Source organism: Companilactobacillus insicii (assembly GCF_003946015.1).
GTDB classification, from domain to species: Bacteria; Bacillota; Bacilli; order Lactobacillales; family Lactobacillaceae; genus Companilactobacillus; species Companilactobacillus insicii.
Genome location: NZ_RHNU01000007.1, coordinates 68,983 through 87,630, shown reverse-complemented (window position 1 = coordinate 87,630; position 18,648 = coordinate 68,983). Strand labels below are relative to the sequence as shown.

The following is an 18,648-nucleotide window of genomic DNA, read 5'->3' as shown; positions in this document are numbered from 1 at the left end:
TGTCACCAGTAGAATACCGGGAACATGCTTTAGCAGCTTAAATATTTAATTTTGTCTAACTTTTGTCTTGCACTTCACTTCGCACACAATTGCGGAGTCGCTTTTTTACTTTTATAATTAAGTTCATGGAGGATTAACATGAGACAGAGACAGTCTAATTTTGAACTATTGAGAATCATTAGTATGTTCTTGATAGTTTTACATCATTATGGAATTCACGGAACTTTTTATGAGGGAACCTTTTCTTGGCAAAAGGTGGGTCTTAACTTAGTTACATCATTTGGTAAGGTCGGAGTTAATATTTTTGTGCTGATCAGTGCGTACTTTTTGGTTAGTAAAGCATTCAAACTAGAGCGTGTTTATCGAACCGTACTGGAAACGTTGTTTTATTCTTATTTAGTTTTAGTAGTACTTTATTTTCTAGGACGTAGTAGCCCATATTTCAATGACAAGAATATTATTCATCTATTATTTCCAATCCCATTGGAATATTGGTTCGTCAATGCATTCATATTCATGTTGTGTATGTCACCGTTCATGAATGCGGCAATGCACAATATTACCAAGCAGATGCATTTATTTTTGTTGCTATTCTTAACTTTTATTTGGGTATTTATTCCGACAATTTCTAATTTGAAATTAGCTGGTTACAGTGATTATGCCTGGTTCTTATATCTTTATTTATTAGGTGGCTATATCAAACTTTACGATATACACATTAGTAAAGCAGCATTGCGTTGGATCTTTTATGGTTCAGTGATCGTTACTTTATTATTAGTTGCAGATTTGAATATTTTAGGACGTACGAATCAGTTCTTTATGGACTACGCAATATTCTTTATTTTTCAAAATAAGATTCCAGTTGTCTTAATGTCAGTATCGTTATTTTTGTTAGGAAAGAACTGGAATATTGGAAGCAATCGATTTATCAACAGAGTTGCTTCTGCCACATTAGGCGTGTATTTGATTCATGACAATGTAGTGCTGAGTCCAATTATTTGGACTTTTGTTAATAACAATCAGTACAAGACTTTGTTGAGTTCCATTGGAATGGGACTGATTTATTCAGTCGTAATCTATATTATTTGTACAGTAATTGATTGGATGCGCCAGTTATTATTTGCGAATAGTATTAATCGGATGTCGGTCTCTCTATCGAGTATGATTAAGCGATTATTCAAAGTATGATAGAACTTAAAAATAGAAATGTTTAAACAAATGAGTTATTCTTATTCACAAAGATATTTGTGGGGTAAGAACAATGATTTTTTACTCGATTAATTTAGCATTTTTTTTAATTTATAGTTTATTTACTAATAGCTATTACAAAGACCGCCAAGCTTACTTTTGGCTAATATTGATTCATCTGACTCTTTTACTGGGTTTGCGTTCAAGCATCGTTGGAACCGATACTCCACAGTATGTCAGCTTTTATTTAGCACAGAATTCAGGTTTCAACGGTAATGGCACGATTGTTTATTCGACGGTTAGTAATTTAATCAATCATTTAACCAACGGAAATTATCATGTCTTCCTATTTATATTGTCATTAGTAACTGTCTTTTGTATTTTGAAGTCAGTTGAGATATTTTCTGGCGATGAGAACCTTATGTTTTTGAGTATTTATGTTTATATCACATTTTACTTTTACTTTGAGAGCTTTAATATTCAACGTCAGATGTTAGCCGTGTCAATGGTAATGTTGTCAATGGCACTTTTGTCACGACATCGTTTTGTTTGGTCGATTTTGATGTTCACACTAGCAGTTGGTGTCCACAGTACAGCCATTTTTGCGATAGTGGGATTTTTGATTTGGTTTGTTAAAAAGTCGAAGTTGACTTTTGGTATTGCGATAATTATTGCGGCATTATCTAATTTCTTTTTGGCTAGTTTGCTTAATAATTTTTCGCAAATATTCGATCATTATCAAATGTACACTGATGCGGTATTGGTATCAGGTGGCGGTACTTTAATATTAGGTATATTCTTATTGGCGATTGCTTGTGCGGCAATTTTTCTGACAGATATTTTGCATGACAAAGTAGCTGGATTTACTATTTTTATGACATCCATTGGTGCAGTTCTGTATATTGTCGGTATGAGATCACAGCTGATTATTAGAATGGCGGATTACTTTGCCATTTATTCTATCGTTGCTGTACCGCAAACCGTTATGGCCATTTCAAGGCAATTTCGGGGTCACAAAATGGTTAACCTTGTCTTGACGACAATAGTGATATTCGCTGGTTTAACAATCTTTTATTACAAGTTATTTAACAATTTGGGGGAGATAATCCCTTACAGTATTAATAGCATTTAGACTTCGGTCTAAGTGCTATTTTTTTGTCGTTTCACGAACTAGACAAAACGTAATATCGATTCTTAATACTATCAAATTTGTTTAAACATGGTTTATGATTTGGCGTAGCTACAGGAGAAACGAAATTTTCTTGGTATCTTGCAGTGAAACTATGCATGGGAGGAAAGACTGTGAAATCAGAACAAATGGCTAGTACGACTAGTATGATTGAAATCCTTGGCATACTTCGTAAGCACATAAAAATGATTGTTATTACAACTTTAATCACTGTTTTTGCGACAGGATTCGTCACATTTTTTGTCCTGAGTCCCAAGTATGAATCGACGACTGAAATTCTGGTCAACCGTAAAATGTCCGATGAATTGCAAGCGGCCCAGTATCAGCAAGTTCAAGCAGATGTTCAGATGATCAGTACTTACAAGGATATTATTACCAGTCCGACAGTTCTTGATGATGTTAATCAAGAAGTTCAGACCTATCCTGGATATCCAGGATCAGAATCAGAGTTACAGAAGTCTATTTCTATTAGTAACCAACAGAATTCTCAAGTATTTTCTGTCACTGCTAAGTCAACAGATGCGAATACAGCTGCAGCTATTGCCAATATGACGGCAGAAGTGTTTAAGAGAAAAGTTGGCAAGATCATGAGCATTAACAATGTTTCGATTGTTTCCACGGCTTCACCTAGCAAAACACCATATAGTCCTAAAAAAACACTTAGCCTACTTGGAGGCTTAATTGTTGGTTTGATTTTAGGAATGGGACTGGCGTTAATTCGTGAAGCAACTGACAAGACAGTTATCAACGAGAGCTTCCTAACTGAAGATATGGGTTGGGTCAACTTAGGTCAAGTTAATGAAATCAGTAAGAAGACATTTCAACCAATATCAGCTAGTGATAGAAGTGCCGTTACTCGTGGATCCAACTTAAAGAATCGGAGGGTTTAGTTATGTTTGGAAAGAAAAAAATAAACTAGATTCGACCAGTCAAAAACGTGGCGTTAATCTAATTACTTATAATCACCCTCAAGATGTAGTGGCAGAACAGTTTCGTACCATTCGCACTAATATTCAATTTACGGCAGTGGACAAAAAAATTAAATCGATTATTTTTACTTCTTCAGCTCCATCAGAAGGTAAATCTACTGTTAGTAACAACTTTGCGGTCACATGTGCGGATCAAGGTTCGAAGGTAGTTTTAATTGATGCTGATCTGCGCCGCCCCACGATCAATAAGACTTTTGGCTTAGATAACAAAGTTGGATTATCTAATTATTTGTTGGGTAATGCCAAGTTAGAAGAAATAATCCAACCAGCCTTAGTTAGGAATCTTTACATAATTCCCAGCGGACCGATTCCACCTAATCCGGCTGAATTATTAGGTAGTATGCGAGTCAAGCAATTGATTAAGGATCTTGAAGAGAAGTTTGACATGTTGATCTTGGATGCACCGCCAGTTAATACCGTAACTGACACGCAAGTTTTAGCAACAGTAGTTGATGGAGTAGTTATGGTCGTACCACAAGGAATCGCCATGAAGGTGGGTGTACGCCATGCTAGGGAATCTTTGGAATTAGTTCACGCTCATATTATCGGAGCCATTATGAATCGAGTCACGGTTCAGAAGTCGGTCTATTATGGTGGCGAATATTATGGAGCGTATAAGAGCTAAGGGTATCAGGTCATTTGAATGTGGGAAATTCAAAGGGGCCTTACATATGGAATATTGGAAAAAAGCAGTAGATGTTGTTTATCAGCAACATCGCTATGCTTACAGAATTTTCAAACGTAGTTTTGATTTTTTTGCCAGTTTGGTTGGTTTAATTATTTTGTCACCAGTGTTATTGATTGTGGCTATTGCAATTAAGGTGGATGATCCCGGTGGTCCGATCTTTTACGAACAAATCCGAATTGGTAGGCGTCGTAAGCCGTTTGAAATGTTTAAGTTTCGTTCGATGTGTGTTGATGCAGATGCACAGCGTTCTAAATTAGCTCAAAAAAACGAAGTATCAGGGGCAATGTTCAAGATGAAGGATGATCCTAGAGTAACTCGTGTAGGAAGATTCATTCGTAAGTATAGCTTGGACGAATTGCCGCAGTTATTGAATGTTGTATTTGGACAGATGAGTTTGGTAGGACCACGTCCACCTTTGCCAGACGAAGTAAAAAAATATACAAACTTTGATTTTCAACGTTTGGATGTCAAGCCTGGCTGTACTGGATTATGGCAAGTTAGTGGACGAAGCAATGTGGGATTTAATCAAATGGTTCGTTTAGATATCGAATATATCAATCGCCGTAATTTTTGGTTTGATTTAAAAATTTTACTTCGAACGGTTACTTTATTTTTCAAGCCCAATGGGGCGTATTAATGAGGTGATGGCATGAAAGTCTTAGAAATTTGTGAAGCGTATGGTGGAGGAGTTAAACGTCAGATTGACTACCTTAATCAATTCGCTAACAGTAAGAATGTTGAAATGATTACCTTAGTTAGTTCAAAACGTGGTGCTGATGTGCCGAGTAAGTATCGAATTGATGATCGACTCTCAGCATTTCCGAGGCATCCCTTAAAGTTCTTGTCGATGCTCAAATGCTTACACAAGTTGATTATTAAGCAGGATATTAAGTTAGTTCACGCCCACAGTACGATTGCTGGCATTGTAATGGTGATTTATAAGATGCGCTATCATGATGGATTGCCAGTGGTTTTCACACCACATGCTTATTATTCAGAAGTTGATCGTGGTCGTGTTAAGGATTTTGCGTTGAAACTAATCGAAAAGTTTATGAGTCGTTTTTTTGCCAAGGTCATTCATGTTTCGGCTGATGAAGAAGCATATGCGATCGACAATAAAATAGTTAAACAGTCTCAATCCGTTGTCATCAACAATGGTGTTCCATTCCATGAATATGACAAAACCTCTCATACGAATATTGATTTCGTTAACGTCGCCCGTTGTGACTTTCAGAAGAATCCACAGTTATTCATTAAAATAGCTCAAAAAATTGTTACCGCCATACCCGATAGCACGTTTACGTGGGTAGGTGATGGTCCGATGCTCAATGAATGTCGAGCTGAAGTCGTTCGATTGAAGTTGAATAAGAAGATTCAATTCGTTGGCTTCCGTGCCAATCCTTATACTTATTTGGAAAAGTCAGATATCTTTGTTTCTACCTCAAGATATGAAGGACAGCCATTCTCAGTACTTGAAGCTATCTCAGAGAAGATGCCATTGATCATTACCAATGTTATTGGACACACAGAATTGGTAAATGGCAATGGAGTGTTGTTGACAGATGAAATTCTGAATGATGATTCACAGCTTATTGAGTCTTTTAAAAAAGTTATTGAACATAAGACAGAATATTCTGAAGCCAGCTATCAATTATTTATGAAAAAGTACGATGTTATGGATATGGTTGATTCCATTGAAAAAATATATCTTTCTGGGGTTGCCGTATGAAACGTATTGATGTGGTTGTCCCATATTTTTATCCACCATATATCGGTGGAACAGAAACGGTCCTTCGGAAATGGAATACTTATTTTTCCAATCATAATATCGACTCGTTACAAGTCAGATTTATTCTGCCATTTGCTTATCGTAGTAGTGATGTCTTCAACCATCAAGGTAATTGTCGTTATGGGATACGACCTAGTAATAATCAGTCGATGCGATTCATTGGCGTTATCAATCTTATCTTTTATCTGATATTTACTCGAGCTGATAATGTGATTGTATTGTCACCTAAGTACATCAATCTAAGTTACAAGATTCGAACATTATTTCATAAGCACTATCGAATTACAGACTGGATTCACTTTTCACTGGCAAAGATGTTTGTAAGTGATCGTAAGTACTTTAAGAGAGCTGACTATCATTTAGCAATATCAACAGGGATTGAAAAGCAATTACTCAATATGCAGATACCTGAAAATAAGATATTCGCAGTTTTTAACCCGATTGAGAAGAGTGATCGTCAAATACCAGCATCGACTTATCCAAAGTATATTTATGTTGGCCGCTTGGAGTATCAACATCAGAAGAATCTGCAAGAGATGATTCGTGGATTTGAGTTGATTCAACAAGAACTTCCACATGCACGACTAGAGCTTTGGGGTGATGGACCAGATATTGACAGTCTCAAACGTTTGGTAAGTGGATTGCAGTTGAATGACTTCGTTAGTTTTAAGGGATGGCAACACGATCCTTGGAGCAAGATAGATTCTGCAACAGCGTTTGTTCTGACGTCAACGTATGAAGGATTGCCGATGTCGATCCTAGAAGCAATGTCACACGGTGTACCGGTCGTGGCAGCCAATGTTTCGACTGGACCAAAAGACGAAATCACTGACGATAACGGTTTGTTATATGAAAGTGGACGAATCAACGAATTAAAGAATGATTGTATTGAGATCAGCGAGAATCGCAAACATTATAGTAGCGATAAAATCCAGAATTCTATTAGTAGATTTTATACAGATAATTACTTTTCAAACTTGATTAAGATTTTAGAAGAAATGGGGTAAGCCGATGGATAAATTATTATCAATTGTGATCCCAAGCTATAACGCTGAGAAGTTCTTAGATAATGTCTTGGAACAATTAATTAAATGCAAAAAGTTAGATCGATTGGATATTATGGTCGTAAATGACGGTTCGACCGATCGAACAGCAGAGATTGGCGCTAAATATGCGACTACTTATCCTAATTCAATTCGACTGATTTCAAAAGAAAATGGTGGTCATGGTTCAACTATCAATACGGGAATTAAGAATGCACGTGGCCGCTATTTTAAAGTTGTTGATGCAGATGATTGGTTAGATTCAGAAAACTTGGACAACTTTATTGAGCTTCTAAAAAGAACAGATGTCGATTTATTTCTAACGCCATTTTGGGCATTTAATGACAAGACTAAACATAAGCATTTAAAAGAAATCAAACCAAGTAATATTAGTTGGAATAAAAAATATTACTTAAAAGAACAGGGAATCGATCCAGTCCCTAGTATGCATACCTACGTACTGAGAACTAAATTACTTCAAGAAAATGATATACAGATTGACGAACATGCTTACTATGTCGATATTGAATACATTCTCTATCCAATTCCATATGTAAAGACCTTTGAATTCGTTAATTTGCCACTATACAACTATCGAGTAAATCAAGCATCACAGTCTATCAGTATAAGTAATATGCGAAAGAATCAAGAACAACATAGTTTAGTTGTTGATCATGTCAATGGATACATTCGTGAACATTCGGATGGATTGAATGATGATCAACGTGAATTGATGATTAATCGACTCAGTCGAATGATTGCTACACAGTTGAAGATAATTGCGTTAGCTCCGATTAATTCAGCTACTAAGCGTGAGCTTAGCAACTTCTATTCTAAGGTAAAGAACAATTACTACTTCGAGGAAAAAGACATTAACTTGCCGATGCGTTGGTTGATTAAGTCACGATTCAATTTGCTTCCGGTCATTCATTACTTGGCAATATTAAAAATGCAACTGGTGCATTACTAGTAGGGTGGTGATATTCATGAAAGTTACGGCATTAGTGGTTACGTACAATCGATTGCAGTTGTTAAAAGAATGTTTAGCAGCAATTGACTTCCAAACGGTGCCAGTTGATCACGTTATTGTAATTGATAATCATAGTACTGATGGTACTAAAAGTTTCTTAGACAGTATCAATCGTCCAAACTTTGAAGTAGTTCACATGTCTAAGAATCTGGGAGGATCAGCGGGATTCTACCAAGGTATGGAAGAATTCATTGATAGTAATTCGGATGAATTATTGTGGTTGATGGACGATGACACGATTCCAGAGACAGATACCCTTCAAAAGTTGCTTGAAGCCAGTCGTAATATTTATGATATTGGTTTTCTTGCTAGTAATGTTCGCTGGACTGATGGCAGTCCGGCTTTGATGAATATACCTGTGGTCGATCCACTTGATTGGAATAAGAGCGCTAGTGGTAGAGGCTTCTATCCAGTTGTTAAATCAGCGTCGTTTGTATCGTTGATGATACCGCGCAAGATAATTCAGCAAGTTGGATTACCGTATAAGGAATTCTTCATCTGGGGTGACGATGCGGAATATACGTCGCGGATTAGTCAGAAGCATACTTCATACTTTGTTCCTGACAGTATCGTTATTCATAAGATGAAGCAGAACACAGGTGTAGATATAGTCAGTGATGACAGCGATAGGTTGGATCGATATTTTTATTCGTTTCGCAATCGGATGTTCTTAGCTCGGCAACATCATGGCAAGTCTCGATTGAAGTCATACGCTGGTATGAGCTGGGAATTGGCCAGAGTAGCTTGTGGACGTGGTGTTCATAAGCGGGCCAAGAAGATTGAGGTCATCACTCATGGCATGTTCTCAGGACGCTTCTTCAATCCTAAGATTACGTATATACACAGGAATTAAAGGGATGATTTGGATGTCACAATCATTTTTGAATTTATATTTAACAGGCATTTATAAGTCTGAATCGGCATTAAAAAAAATAACCGGTGGGAAAAAATCGATTCTCCCTAGTTTCGTTTATGATCCTTATCATTATTTGGTTGAAAAGAAAATACAACAGACGATTCAAGATGTGCCGACAACCTTTTGGCATGATGAGCTGATTAAGACAGATCATGTTTTGACTAACAAAATAGTTTGGGTCATGTGGTGGCAGGTCAGTGATATTCCACCATTAGTACAGCGGAACTTAATGTGGATGAGAGAACGTTTGAATAAGCGGGTCATCGTTTTGAATCAGGAGAATATTGAAGACTTTGTTGATATTCCTGAAGATGTGTTAGATCAAGTCAACCATCAAAAGATGAGTTATCAATTGTTTTCAGATTATATTCGGATGAAGATTCTCTTCGAATATGGTGGTGTTTGGTTGGATAGCACGATTTATATCGGTGGTCCTGATAACTTCTTGAATCAGCTGAACTTTGAGGATCATTCGCTAATTACTATCAAGGGCATCAAGAGCTTTGGTAGTAAGTTCGTACCTAAGGGTCGCTGGGTTATTTATTGTATAGGTGGTCGAGCAGGTCAGATGTTATTCAAGTTTATCGATGATTGCTTAACTTATTACATCGAGAATGATATCCCCACGCCTGATTATTTCTTAACGGATTACTTATTCGATATCGCTTATAGGAACGATATTGGTGGATTCAGAGAAAAGTTAGAAAGAGTGCCGTCTAACAATATTAATTGTGAAGAATTGGCACCGTTGATGAATTCTAAGTTTGATGAACGTGTTTTGGATAAAATGACTAGAAATACCAGTGTATTCAAACTCTCTAACAAAGTTTCATATCGCAGTCGTACTGTTGATCAAGATAGAACTTTTTATAGTTATTTATATGAATAAATAATAATCGAAGGTGAAGTTGATGGAATATTTAGTTGTTGGTTCAGGTTTGTTTGGGGCCGTCTTCGCTAATGAAGCAGCAAAACGAGGTAATCATGTAACAGTTATTGAGAAGAGAGATCACATTGGTGGAAATATTTATACTAAACCAATTGAAGGTATTCAAGTCCATGTGTATGGCGCACATATTTTTCATACACGTTCTAAAAAGACTTGGGATTACGTTAATCAATTTGCGCAATTTAATAATTACATTAATTCACCGATTGCAAATTATCATGGCGAAATCTATAACTTGCCCTTTAACATGAATACTTTTAACAAACTTTGGGGGGTGATAACTCCAGCGCAAGCAAAAGCCAAGATTGAAGAACAACGTTCAGAGCTAAATTTGTTAAAACCTCCTAAAAACTTGGAGGAACAAGCAGAATCTTTAGTCGGAACTGATGTCTATAACAAATTGATCAAGGGTTATACCGAGAAGCAGTGGGGTGCGAAAGCGACTGACTTACCAGCGTTTATTATTCGCAGGATCCCAGTTAGATTTACTTATGACAATAATTATTTTAATGATCCGTATCAAGGTATACCAATTGGTGGTTATACCCAAATAATCGAGCAACTTTTGGATAATAAGTTAATTGAAGTTAAAACTGAAACAGACTTTTTTAAATATCGAGACGAGTATTTGAAGGATTATCAAAAAGTGGTTTTTACCGGTATGATCGATCAGTTTTTCAACTACGAATTAGGAGAATTATCTTATCGAAGTTTGAAGTTTGAAACTGAAGTTCAAGATATTGATAACTTTCAGGGCAATGCGGTCGTTAATTACACAGATGCTGAAACACCGTTTACCCGTATTATTGAGCATAAACATTTTGAATTTGGTTCTGGGAATAAGAATAAGACGGTCATTACTCGCGAGTATCCTAAAAAATGGGAACGTGGGGATGAACCGTACTACCCAGTAAATGATTCAGTAAATAAACAGCTTTATGCGCGATATTTAAATTTGGCTAGGAAGACATGTCCCGATGTTTTGTTCGGCGGCCGTCTGGGTCTGTATCGGTACTATGATATGGATCAGACGATTATGGCTGCACTTGAGTTGGTTGCACATGAATTCGATCGATGAAAGTTGTTAAGAATTATTTGTACAATGCCTTCTACCAAGTTTTTATTTTATTAGTTCCACTCGTTACAACACCATATCTTGCCAGAGTCCTTGGACCCACCGGTGTTGGAATTAACTCATATACCAATTCGGTTATTCAATACTTTATCGTGTTTGGAAGCATTGGTGTTGATTTGTATGGTAACCGCCAGATTGCTTTTGTAAGAAGCGATAGGCAACAAATGACACAAACGTTCTATGAAATATTCTTCATGCGAATAATTACAATTATTTTAGCTTATGCGGCTTTTGGGGTATTTCTGGTTCTTAGCGGTCAATATCAAACGTATTACTTAGCACAATCTGTTTCATTGATTGCTGCAGCATTCGATATTTCCTGGTTCTTTATGGGAATGGAGAACTTTTATGTGACAGTGATAAGAAACTTCGTAATCAAGATTTTAACTTTGATCAGTATTTTTACTTTTGTTAAATCATATTCAGATTTGGGAATCTACATCTTCATCTTGTCGATGTCATTGTTACTTGGCAATTTAACTTTATTCCCAAGTTTGAAGAGATACTTAGTTAAGGTAGATTTACACAACTTATCAATTTGGCGGCATTTAAAACCGTCGTTGATATTGTTTTTGCCGCAAGTCGCAATGCAAATATACGGTGTTTTGAATAAGACGATGTTAGGGGTAATGGTGTCAGTGCAATCAACCGGATATTTTGATCAGTCTGACAAAATGGTCAAAATGGCTCTAGCTATCGTCACAGCTACCGGAACAGTTATGTTGCCCCATGTAGCTAATGCCTTCGCAAAAGGTGAAGTAGAAAAGACACGACATTACTTGTATCAGAGTTTTAGATTTGTTAGTGCGATTGCAATACCAATTGCTCTTGGATTGATGGCTGTGACTGCTAAATTCGTCACTTTGTTCTTCACTAAGCGGTTCTTGGCAGTCATCCCCATCATGATAATCGAGTCAGTTGTAATCATTCTGATTGCTTGGAGCAATGTGTTGGGAATCCAATATTTGATTCCTACTAAGCAGATGAGATCGTACACTATCTCCGTCGTGATCGGTGCAGTAGTAAATATTATTTTTAATATCCCATTGATCATCAAATGGGGAGCTGTCGGAGCCACGATTGCGACTGTCTTGTCAGAGTTTTCTATTACTGCGTATCAGTTATTTTCTATTAGAAAGCAGATAGATTATCGTGAGTTGTTCAAAGACTGGACCAAATATATAGTTTCAGGAGTCTTGATGTTTGAAGTGGTCTTTGAACTCGATCGTATCTTACCGATATCGTGGAAGATGCTGATACTAGAAGTATTCGTAGGTATGGTTTTTTACACAGTATTGTTGATTCTATTTAAAACAAAGATCATCGATGAGGCAAAGTCGTTGATTCACAATAGAAAGAAGTAGATAAATATGAAACGTTATAACAAAAAGCATATTTTGAGAAATGTTTTATTATCGTTATTAGCCTTTGTGTTAGTCGGCGGCTTGGGCTTAGGATTGTCACGTTATCGTGATGTAAAAAGTGCGGTGAATAGTTCATTTGACCCAGTTGAAGTAGCTGGCAGTCGAGACACAAATGCCTTATTAAAAGCTAAGAAACCAATTTCAATTTTGTTAATGGGAACAAATACGACTGACTTTTCTCGTTCATATTCAGGTAGAACGGACACTATGATGCTATTGACTATTGATCCAAAGTCAGAGAAAACTACTATTACAAGTATTCCTCATGACTTGGCTGTTAAGATTCCTGGCTATGATAAATCACCATCAGCAATCAGCGAAGCTTATGAACATGGTCAAGCAAAGTCAAGTATTACAACCGTTAGAAAATTATTGAATGTTCCAGTTGATTACTATGCTCTTATCAATATCACTGGTATGGAAAAGGTAATCAATGAAGTTGGTGGTGTTGATATTACACCAACAAGCAGCTTCAGTAGTGATGGATATAGTTTTGAACAAGGTGTTAAGACACATATGAATGGTGCAAAGGCTTTAGCATATTCAAAAGAAACAAGTTCAAGTGCTTCAGGATATTTAGCACATGAATCTCGCCAAGGAGCCATGTTAGCAGCTGTTATGCACAAGTGCACATCACTCAGAGCATTAATGAGTCGCAGCTTTATCAAGACTCTAAGCAGTGAAGTACAAACAAATATGACCTTTGATAACTTGATGACTATCATTAAGAACTACAAGCACTTCACTGAAAAGATCGATGATACTCATATTTCTGGAACAACTAAGACTATTGATGGACAATCCTTCGAAGTTGTTAGCAAAGCTGAATTACAACGTGTGAGTGATTTCGTCCGTGGAGGCTTGGAATTAAAATCTGAAAAAACTGGAAATATTCAATATTAGCGGTGAATTAAATGGCAAAGAAACGAATTGATTGGATCGATATTGCCAGGTGCATCGCAATAATATCAGTCATTATTGGCCATACGATGGCTGGTTTAAATGGAACTTATTTGTACAATGTCATTTATCTTTATAGTTTGCCAGTGTTCTTTGTATTGAGCGGCTATTTGTATCACAGTAAGGATTACAAGAAGCTATTAATAAATGATATTAAGTTTTTGTTGATACCGTATCTAGCGGTTAATGTAATTAAATTAGTAGTATTGTTTAATATCCAGCACCACATAGGAAATGGCATTTTTACGATCAATCTGCACAGTTTTCAGTCACTAATGGTGGCGACTCTGTATGGTTATGGGATGAAATTCCAAAGCTTTCCAGTCGTCAATGCAATTTGGTTCTTACTCGCAATGTTTATTGCCAATCAGATTTTTAATTTGGTAATGAGAATTAATTTTCGTAATTATCGATTGCTTTGGCAAGGCATATCAGCAGTATTATTGACTAGTTCGGGATTCATGATTGCACATTTTTACACATTACCGTTTTCGATCAACTCAGCATTAATAGCACAAATATTTTTGTTCTTTGGATATTTAATGAAGAACAAGGATATACTGTCGGAATTAAAAAATGCTTATTATTTACTTTTATTAGCTGCTTGGTTGTTTGTAGCCACTTTAGGAACGTTTTATATGGCTTCAGCTAAAGCACCTAATGAGTTGATGGCAGTTGTTGGAGCAATATCTGCTAGTCTATGTATCATCAAATTATCAATAGAAATAAATAAGTATTTGGAATTACATGGATTAGTTAAAACTAGAAATTTGCTACTATTCATCGGTGCACAATCTTTAACAGTACTGTGCTTCCATCTATTAGACTTAGATTGTCTGAAGATATACAGTGATATTATCTTTGGACTATCAGGCAAAGTACCGCATGGCATTCCAGTTTTGGTAGGGATGCTATATAGAATTTTCTTTGCAATAGGAATGACGTGGTTAGTAAGATTCATACCGATTATTCGGAGTCTGTTTATGCCGCGAACGTATCCGATAAAAAGACATCACTTTCAAAGTATTTGATTAACAAGTTAAGCAATTTGTATAGATAATTACTTTGTCAACATTGCATCTTCTCTTTAATTGAGAGAAGATGTTTTTTGTAAGACTAAGAAAGAATTACATTTTGTTGTGGTATAGACCACTGATTACTGGTATAATGAATCATGCAAACATAACTTGTTTTGATATACTTTTGGAGGATTGAAAATGACATATTATATTCATGCTAAGAAATTCTTTTTACAAAACACTACTGAGAATGGTGGTTATCTAGAAGTTACTGATGGTAAGTTTGGAGACTTCTTTACAGAAGATGACAAGCCAGAAGGTAAGATCGTTGATTATTCTGATAAGTACATCGCTCCTGGACTAGTTGATACACATATTCATGGTCTAGTTGGCGATGATGTTATGAACAACAGCTGGAAAGAATTAAATGAAATGTCTGAAGGATTGTTGAAGGCCGGTGTTACTTCATGGCTACCAACAACACTTACAGCTTCACATGATCAATTGAACGATATTTGTAAGACAATTGGTGATCACAAGGGTGAAGGTACAGGTGCTAAGATTCAAGGTATCCATTTTGAAGGACCTTTCTATACAGAGAAGCATAAGGGTGCTCAAAATCCTAAGTATTTCAGAGATCCTAGTGTTGAAGAATTTACAGAATGGCAAGAATCAGCTAAGGGTATGATCAAGAAGATTTCTATTGCCCCAGAACGTAAGGGTTCAGTTGAATTCACTAAGGCTGTTGCTTCTACTGGTGTTACTGTTGCTCTAGGTCACAGTGATGCTACATTTGAACAAGCAAAGGCCTGTGTTGAAGCTGGTGCTACAGGATTTACACATACATACAATGGTATGAGTGGTTTGAGCCACCGTGCTCCTGGTATGGTTGGTGCTGCTATGTCAATGAATCTTGTTGATGATGAATTGATCTGTGATGGTCATCATGTTAGTCCATATGCAGCAAGAATCTTAGTTGATAAGAAGACTCCAGAACACGTTGCTTTGATCACTGACTGTATGAGTGCTGGACTAATGCCAGATGGTGATTATGTATTGGGTGAATTCCCTGTTACTGTTGGTAATGGACAAGTTAGATTACAACAAGAACCACATAGTTTGGCTGGTAGTATCTTACTATTGAAGGATGCTATTAAGAATGTTGTTGATTGGGAAGTTGCTACAGAAGAAGAAGCTATCACAATGGGTAGTTACGTACCTGCAAAGAGTACACACATTGATGATGAATGTGGTGCAATTTTGCCAGGACGTGATGCTGACTTTATCGTATTGAACGATGATATGAGTCTAGAAGAAACATACCTTGATGGTGAATCACGTTATCAAGCTTAATCAAATTGGAATCGAGAGAGTCTGGGACAAAGCTGAACATGTTTTGCCCCGCTCTCTTTTTTCTATCATGTTTTAATATAGTGAAATTACAACTAAGTAGTTCTATAATTTCCCTTGGAGGATTAGGATATAATGTCGAAGAAAGTACTTGCTCATAGAGGAATACCAACCTTAGCACCTGAGAATACTATGGCTGGGTTTAACACAGTGATTGACTGTGGCATTGATTGGATCGAGACAGACCTAAGCATCACAAAAGACGAAAAGGTTTTTGTTATCCATGATGACAAATTGAATAGGACTACTAATGAGGATGGCTCAATTGAAACTTTAGATAGCTCATTAGTTGAACAAGCTGATGCTGGTTCATGGTTTGCCGAGAAGTTTCGTGGGGAAAAAATCCCCACATTGGATCAATTGATAGATTTCTTAAATATTCATAAGTTAAATGCCAATATTGAGTTGAAAGGTGTTGTTGGGGACGATGCCGATCATCTGGCAAATAGCTTAGTATCTCAATTTGCGGAAGCAACCGATCGTTTAGATCCAGATGTTCAACTGATTATTTCTAGTTTTAATCCGATCATGTTGATGAAGATGCATGAATTGAGACCAAATCTTGATTACGCAATGTTATTTGATGTATTTGGAATGGGTGAAGATTGGAATTTGTATATGCAAGCTTGCCATGCTAAATATATTCATCCAGATAGTCGTGGTTTGACTGAAGCCAAGGTTAAAAAAATGAAAGATTATGGTTATCAGATCAACGTTTGGACGGTCGATGATATAAATCGAGCTCAAGAGTTGTTTTCTTGGGGCGTAGATGGTATATTTACTAACATTGCAGATCGAATGCAATTTTTGGTTGAAGACAAATAGAAATTAAAAACTTATAAATAGAAAAAGTAGCACGCTGAATTCATTTTCGGCGGGCTACTTTTTGTTTACAAAGAATTTTAAAAGTATTTTTGTATCTGATAAATAATTTAAAAGAATGAGGAATATTACTTTCATGAAGAGAGTGCTATATACCCTGATGATGTTATCGATATTCATCACTATTGGGGAGATGATAAATAAAAATATACAAGTTATTGAAGCAGCCCAAAGCGTTAATATGGACGTTAAGCCGAAAGAAGAACCATCAGAAGACGTTAAGAAGTTCTTAGGTATTTGGTTGAACCGAGGTTATTCTTTACAACCAGCTGCGACAACTTATACTGTTGTTGGTCACAATTTGCATTTAGTTACAAATTCCGGTAGGTCAACTTTAGGAATGGCTGTGTCACCATTTGCTTCTCCGAAGTATCAGTGGTACAAATCCACTGATAAAGGGAAGAATTGGACTGAAGTTCCGAAGAATGATGGTGGTAACAAGGAAGATCTTTATATCTCCACTAAAAAGGCTGGTGAAGTGCACTTACAACAAAGTGTTAACTGGCATAATTTTGGTGGATTAGGATATTCAATTGCTGAGATTTGGTCCCAAGTAGCAACGGTTTATATTAAGGATAAGGATAAAAATGCTGAAAAGATCGAAGTATCGGTTAACGATAACTATCTATACAATAATCCTAGTGAGATTGCTATTAATTCAACCGTCGCTACGGCAAAGGTAACACCTGAAGATTATACAGAAGACATTGTTTGGTCAGTTGATGACGGACAATTGGCTTATATAGATAAGGAAACCGGTATTTTACGTGCTAACAGTCGTGGTATGTCAGGAGTAGTGAAGGTAATTGCAACCATTATTAATGCTGACGGAAGCGTCGTCTCGGGTAGTACGGACGTGACAATTGGTGGTGGTCTTGAGGATAAAATGGTGAAGTCCGGTGAATCTACTCAATTCGAAATGCAGGGTCACATTGGTCAGTGGTATTCTAAGGATAACGATTATTCTGTAAGGTGGTACAGGCAACCAGCTGGAACACACAAAAGAGAGCTGGTTGAAGGTGGTAAGCGTGAACTGTCGTATAAGGTTCATGAACCAAGAATGAAGAATGATAATGATTTATATTGGATGGAAATAAACACTCGATTCGGAAGAGAAACTTACGAGTATATTACTAATAAGGCAAAACTAAATGTTTTACCAGCTGATAAACCGGATATAACGCTTAATAATTCGGTTATGAATGAAACATTTAATAATAATAATACCGATGACATTCTGAATGATATCGCTAATGGTGATATTGTGTCTTATCATGATGAGATTAAGTTGGACTCTGAAGGTGGTGACTTAAGGAACGGTACTTATACTTTACCAATTTATGGTGACACTGAAGTAGATAGTGTAGTAGTTAACGGTGAAGCCATTGATGAAAGTCAGTATGAGGTCATTAATTATTTTGGCGGACAATCAACGGTATTATCCATTACTAATTTGAATTGTTTAGCTGGGGATAAAATAGATTTGAAGGTCCGTACTCGAGTTGATGGTGTTTATATGAATGATACGATGATCGTTCAACCATATGTTTATTCGAACGAAGAGGATAATTCATATCGTTATCGTGGTAATAGAAAGACTATGAATTATGTAACTAATGTTCTACAAAAAAGTGTCAGGGATATTAGCTACGGATCAGTTATGGCTTACACAAGGGATGAACTGATTTCTCGAACGGATGATACAAATCAACCAAATGATATTATTTCAGTAGATGATCAACGTCGGATTAAGAAGCCCATTAAGGTATTTGTTAACCAAGAAAAAGAGTTTAAGAATTCCAATGGTGTGCCTCTATCAGGTTGCTTGAGATTCTATGAGAATAGTAAGTATTCAGAAGTTATGGGTAACAAGGTAAAGGTCACTGAAAGTAAAGAGAATGAACCACTTAATTCAATCGGATGGGATAAGAATAATGGGTTATTGCTCCATATTCATGATGCAGGATTAACTCCAGGGACATATAGTACGACCTTGAATTGGTCGTTTGAGAATAGTATTTAAAGACAAACAAATAA

Annotated in this window: 17 protein-coding genes; all 17 read left to right on the top strand. The window is 36.5% G+C overall.

All coding sequences use genetic code 11. The features are described from left to right. The first annotated feature begins 138 nt into the window (after nt 1-138). The 17 genes from EKM79_RS03745 to EKM79_RS03665 all read left to right on the top strand — a co-directional run bounded on the left by EKM79_RS03745 (nt 139) and on the right by EKM79_RS03665 (nt 18,634). The gene (locus EKM79_RS03745; RefSeq protein ID WP_125566030.1) at nt 139-1,188 is read left to right on the top strand and encodes an acyltransferase; all 1,050 of its coding nucleotides are present in this window, start codon (nt 139-141) and stop codon (nt 1,186-1,188) included. A 73-nt stretch (nt 1,189-1,261) separates the two neighbouring features. Further along, nucleotides 1,262-2,320, top strand: coding sequence for an EpsG family protein (locus tag EKM79_RS03740; RefSeq protein ID WP_125566028.1), 1,059 nt, complete (start codon nt 1,262-1,264; stop codon nt 2,318-2,320). Nucleotides 2,321-2,490: 170 nt separating this feature from the next. Beyond that, nucleotides 2,491-3,267, top strand: coding sequence for a YveK family protein (locus EKM79_RS03735; RefSeq protein ID WP_125566026.1), 777 nt, complete (start codon nt 2,491-2,493; stop codon nt 3,265-3,267). Next, nucleotides 3,254-3,991 (top strand): CpsD/CapB family tyrosine-protein kinase, encoded by a 738-nt coding sequence (locus EKM79_RS03730; RefSeq protein WP_125566024.1) that lies wholly within the window; start codon nt 3,254-3,256, stop codon nt 3,989-3,991. The genes EKM79_RS03735 and EKM79_RS03730 overlap by 14 nt, the downstream gene beginning before the upstream one ends. 46 nt (nt 3,992-4,037) lie before the next feature. Beyond that, nucleotides 4,038-4,691, top strand: coding sequence for a sugar transferase (locus tag EKM79_RS03725; protein WP_125566034.1), 654 nt, complete (start codon nt 4,038-4,040; stop codon nt 4,689-4,691). A 12-nt stretch (nt 4,692-4,703) separates the two neighbouring features. After that, nucleotides 4,704-5,783 carry a glycosyltransferase gene (locus EKM79_RS03720; protein ID WP_125566023.1) on the top strand — a complete coding sequence of 360 codons (1,080 nt, stop codon included), beginning with the start codon at nt 4,704-4,706 and terminating at the stop codon, nt 5,781-5,783. Continuing rightward, entirely contained in the window at nt 5,780-6,850 is a 1,071-nt protein-coding gene (locus tag EKM79_RS03715; RefSeq protein WP_125566021.1) for a glycosyltransferase, read from the top strand. Before EKM79_RS03720 ends, EKM79_RS03715 begins: the two co-directional genes overlap by 4 nt. A 4-nt stretch (nt 6,851-6,854) precedes the next feature. Beyond that, nucleotides 6,855-7,856, top strand: coding sequence for a glycosyltransferase family 2 protein (locus EKM79_RS03710; protein ID WP_125566019.1), 1,002 nt, complete (start codon nt 6,855-6,857; stop codon nt 7,854-7,856). A gap of 16 nt (nt 7,857-7,872) precedes the next feature. Further along, the gene (locus EKM79_RS03705) at nt 7,873-8,769 is read left to right on the top strand and encodes a glycosyltransferase family 2 protein (RefSeq protein ID WP_125566017.1); all 897 of its coding nucleotides are present in this window, start codon (nt 7,873-7,875) and stop codon (nt 8,767-8,769) included. Between the two features lie 13 nt (nt 8,770-8,782). Continuing rightward, a complete protein-coding gene (locus EKM79_RS03700) occupies nt 8,783-9,721 on the top strand; it encodes a capsular polysaccharide synthesis protein (protein WP_164505993.1) in 939 nt (312 codons plus the stop codon). Nucleotides 9,722-9,740: 19 nt separating this feature from the next. Beyond that, nucleotides 9,741-10,859: a UDP-galactopyranose mutase gene (gene glf, locus EKM79_RS03695; protein WP_125566013.1), complete on the top strand. Its 1,119-nt coding sequence runs from the start codon at nt 9,741-9,743 to the stop codon at nt 10,857-10,859. Next, complete coding sequence (locus tag EKM79_RS03690) at nt 10,856-12,280, top strand: oligosaccharide flippase family protein (RefSeq protein WP_125566011.1); 1,425 nt, start codon at nt 10,856-10,858, stop codon at nt 12,278-12,280. The genes glf and EKM79_RS03690 overlap by 4 nt, the downstream gene beginning before the upstream one ends. Nucleotides 12,281-12,286: 6 nt before the next feature. Further along, the gene (locus EKM79_RS03685) at nt 12,287-13,243 is read left to right on the top strand and encodes an LCP family protein (RefSeq protein ID WP_125566009.1); all 957 of its coding nucleotides are present in this window, start codon (nt 12,287-12,289) and stop codon (nt 13,241-13,243) included. An 11-nt stretch (nt 13,244-13,254) separates the two neighbouring features. Further along, entirely contained in the window at nt 13,255-14,331 is a 1,077-nt protein-coding gene (locus tag EKM79_RS03680; RefSeq protein ID WP_125566007.1) for an acyltransferase family protein, read from the top strand. 186 nt (nt 14,332-14,517) lie between these two features. Beyond that, nucleotides 14,518-15,672 (top strand): N-acetylglucosamine-6-phosphate deacetylase, encoded by a 1,155-nt coding sequence (gene nagA, locus EKM79_RS03675; protein WP_125566005.1) that lies wholly within the window; start codon nt 14,518-14,520, stop codon nt 15,670-15,672. Nucleotides 15,673-15,804: 132 nt separating this feature from the next. After that, on the top strand, nt 15,805-16,554 hold the full coding sequence (locus EKM79_RS03670) for a glycerophosphodiester phosphodiesterase family protein (protein WP_125566004.1): 750 nt from the start codon (nt 15,805-15,807) through the stop codon (nt 16,552-16,554). 157 nt (nt 16,555-16,711) lie between these two features. Continuing rightward, nucleotides 16,712-18,634, top strand: coding sequence for a hypothetical protein (locus tag EKM79_RS03665; RefSeq protein ID WP_211331265.1), 1,923 nt, complete (start codon nt 16,712-16,714; stop codon nt 18,632-18,634). Nucleotides 18,635-18,648 lie beyond the last annotated feature (14 nt).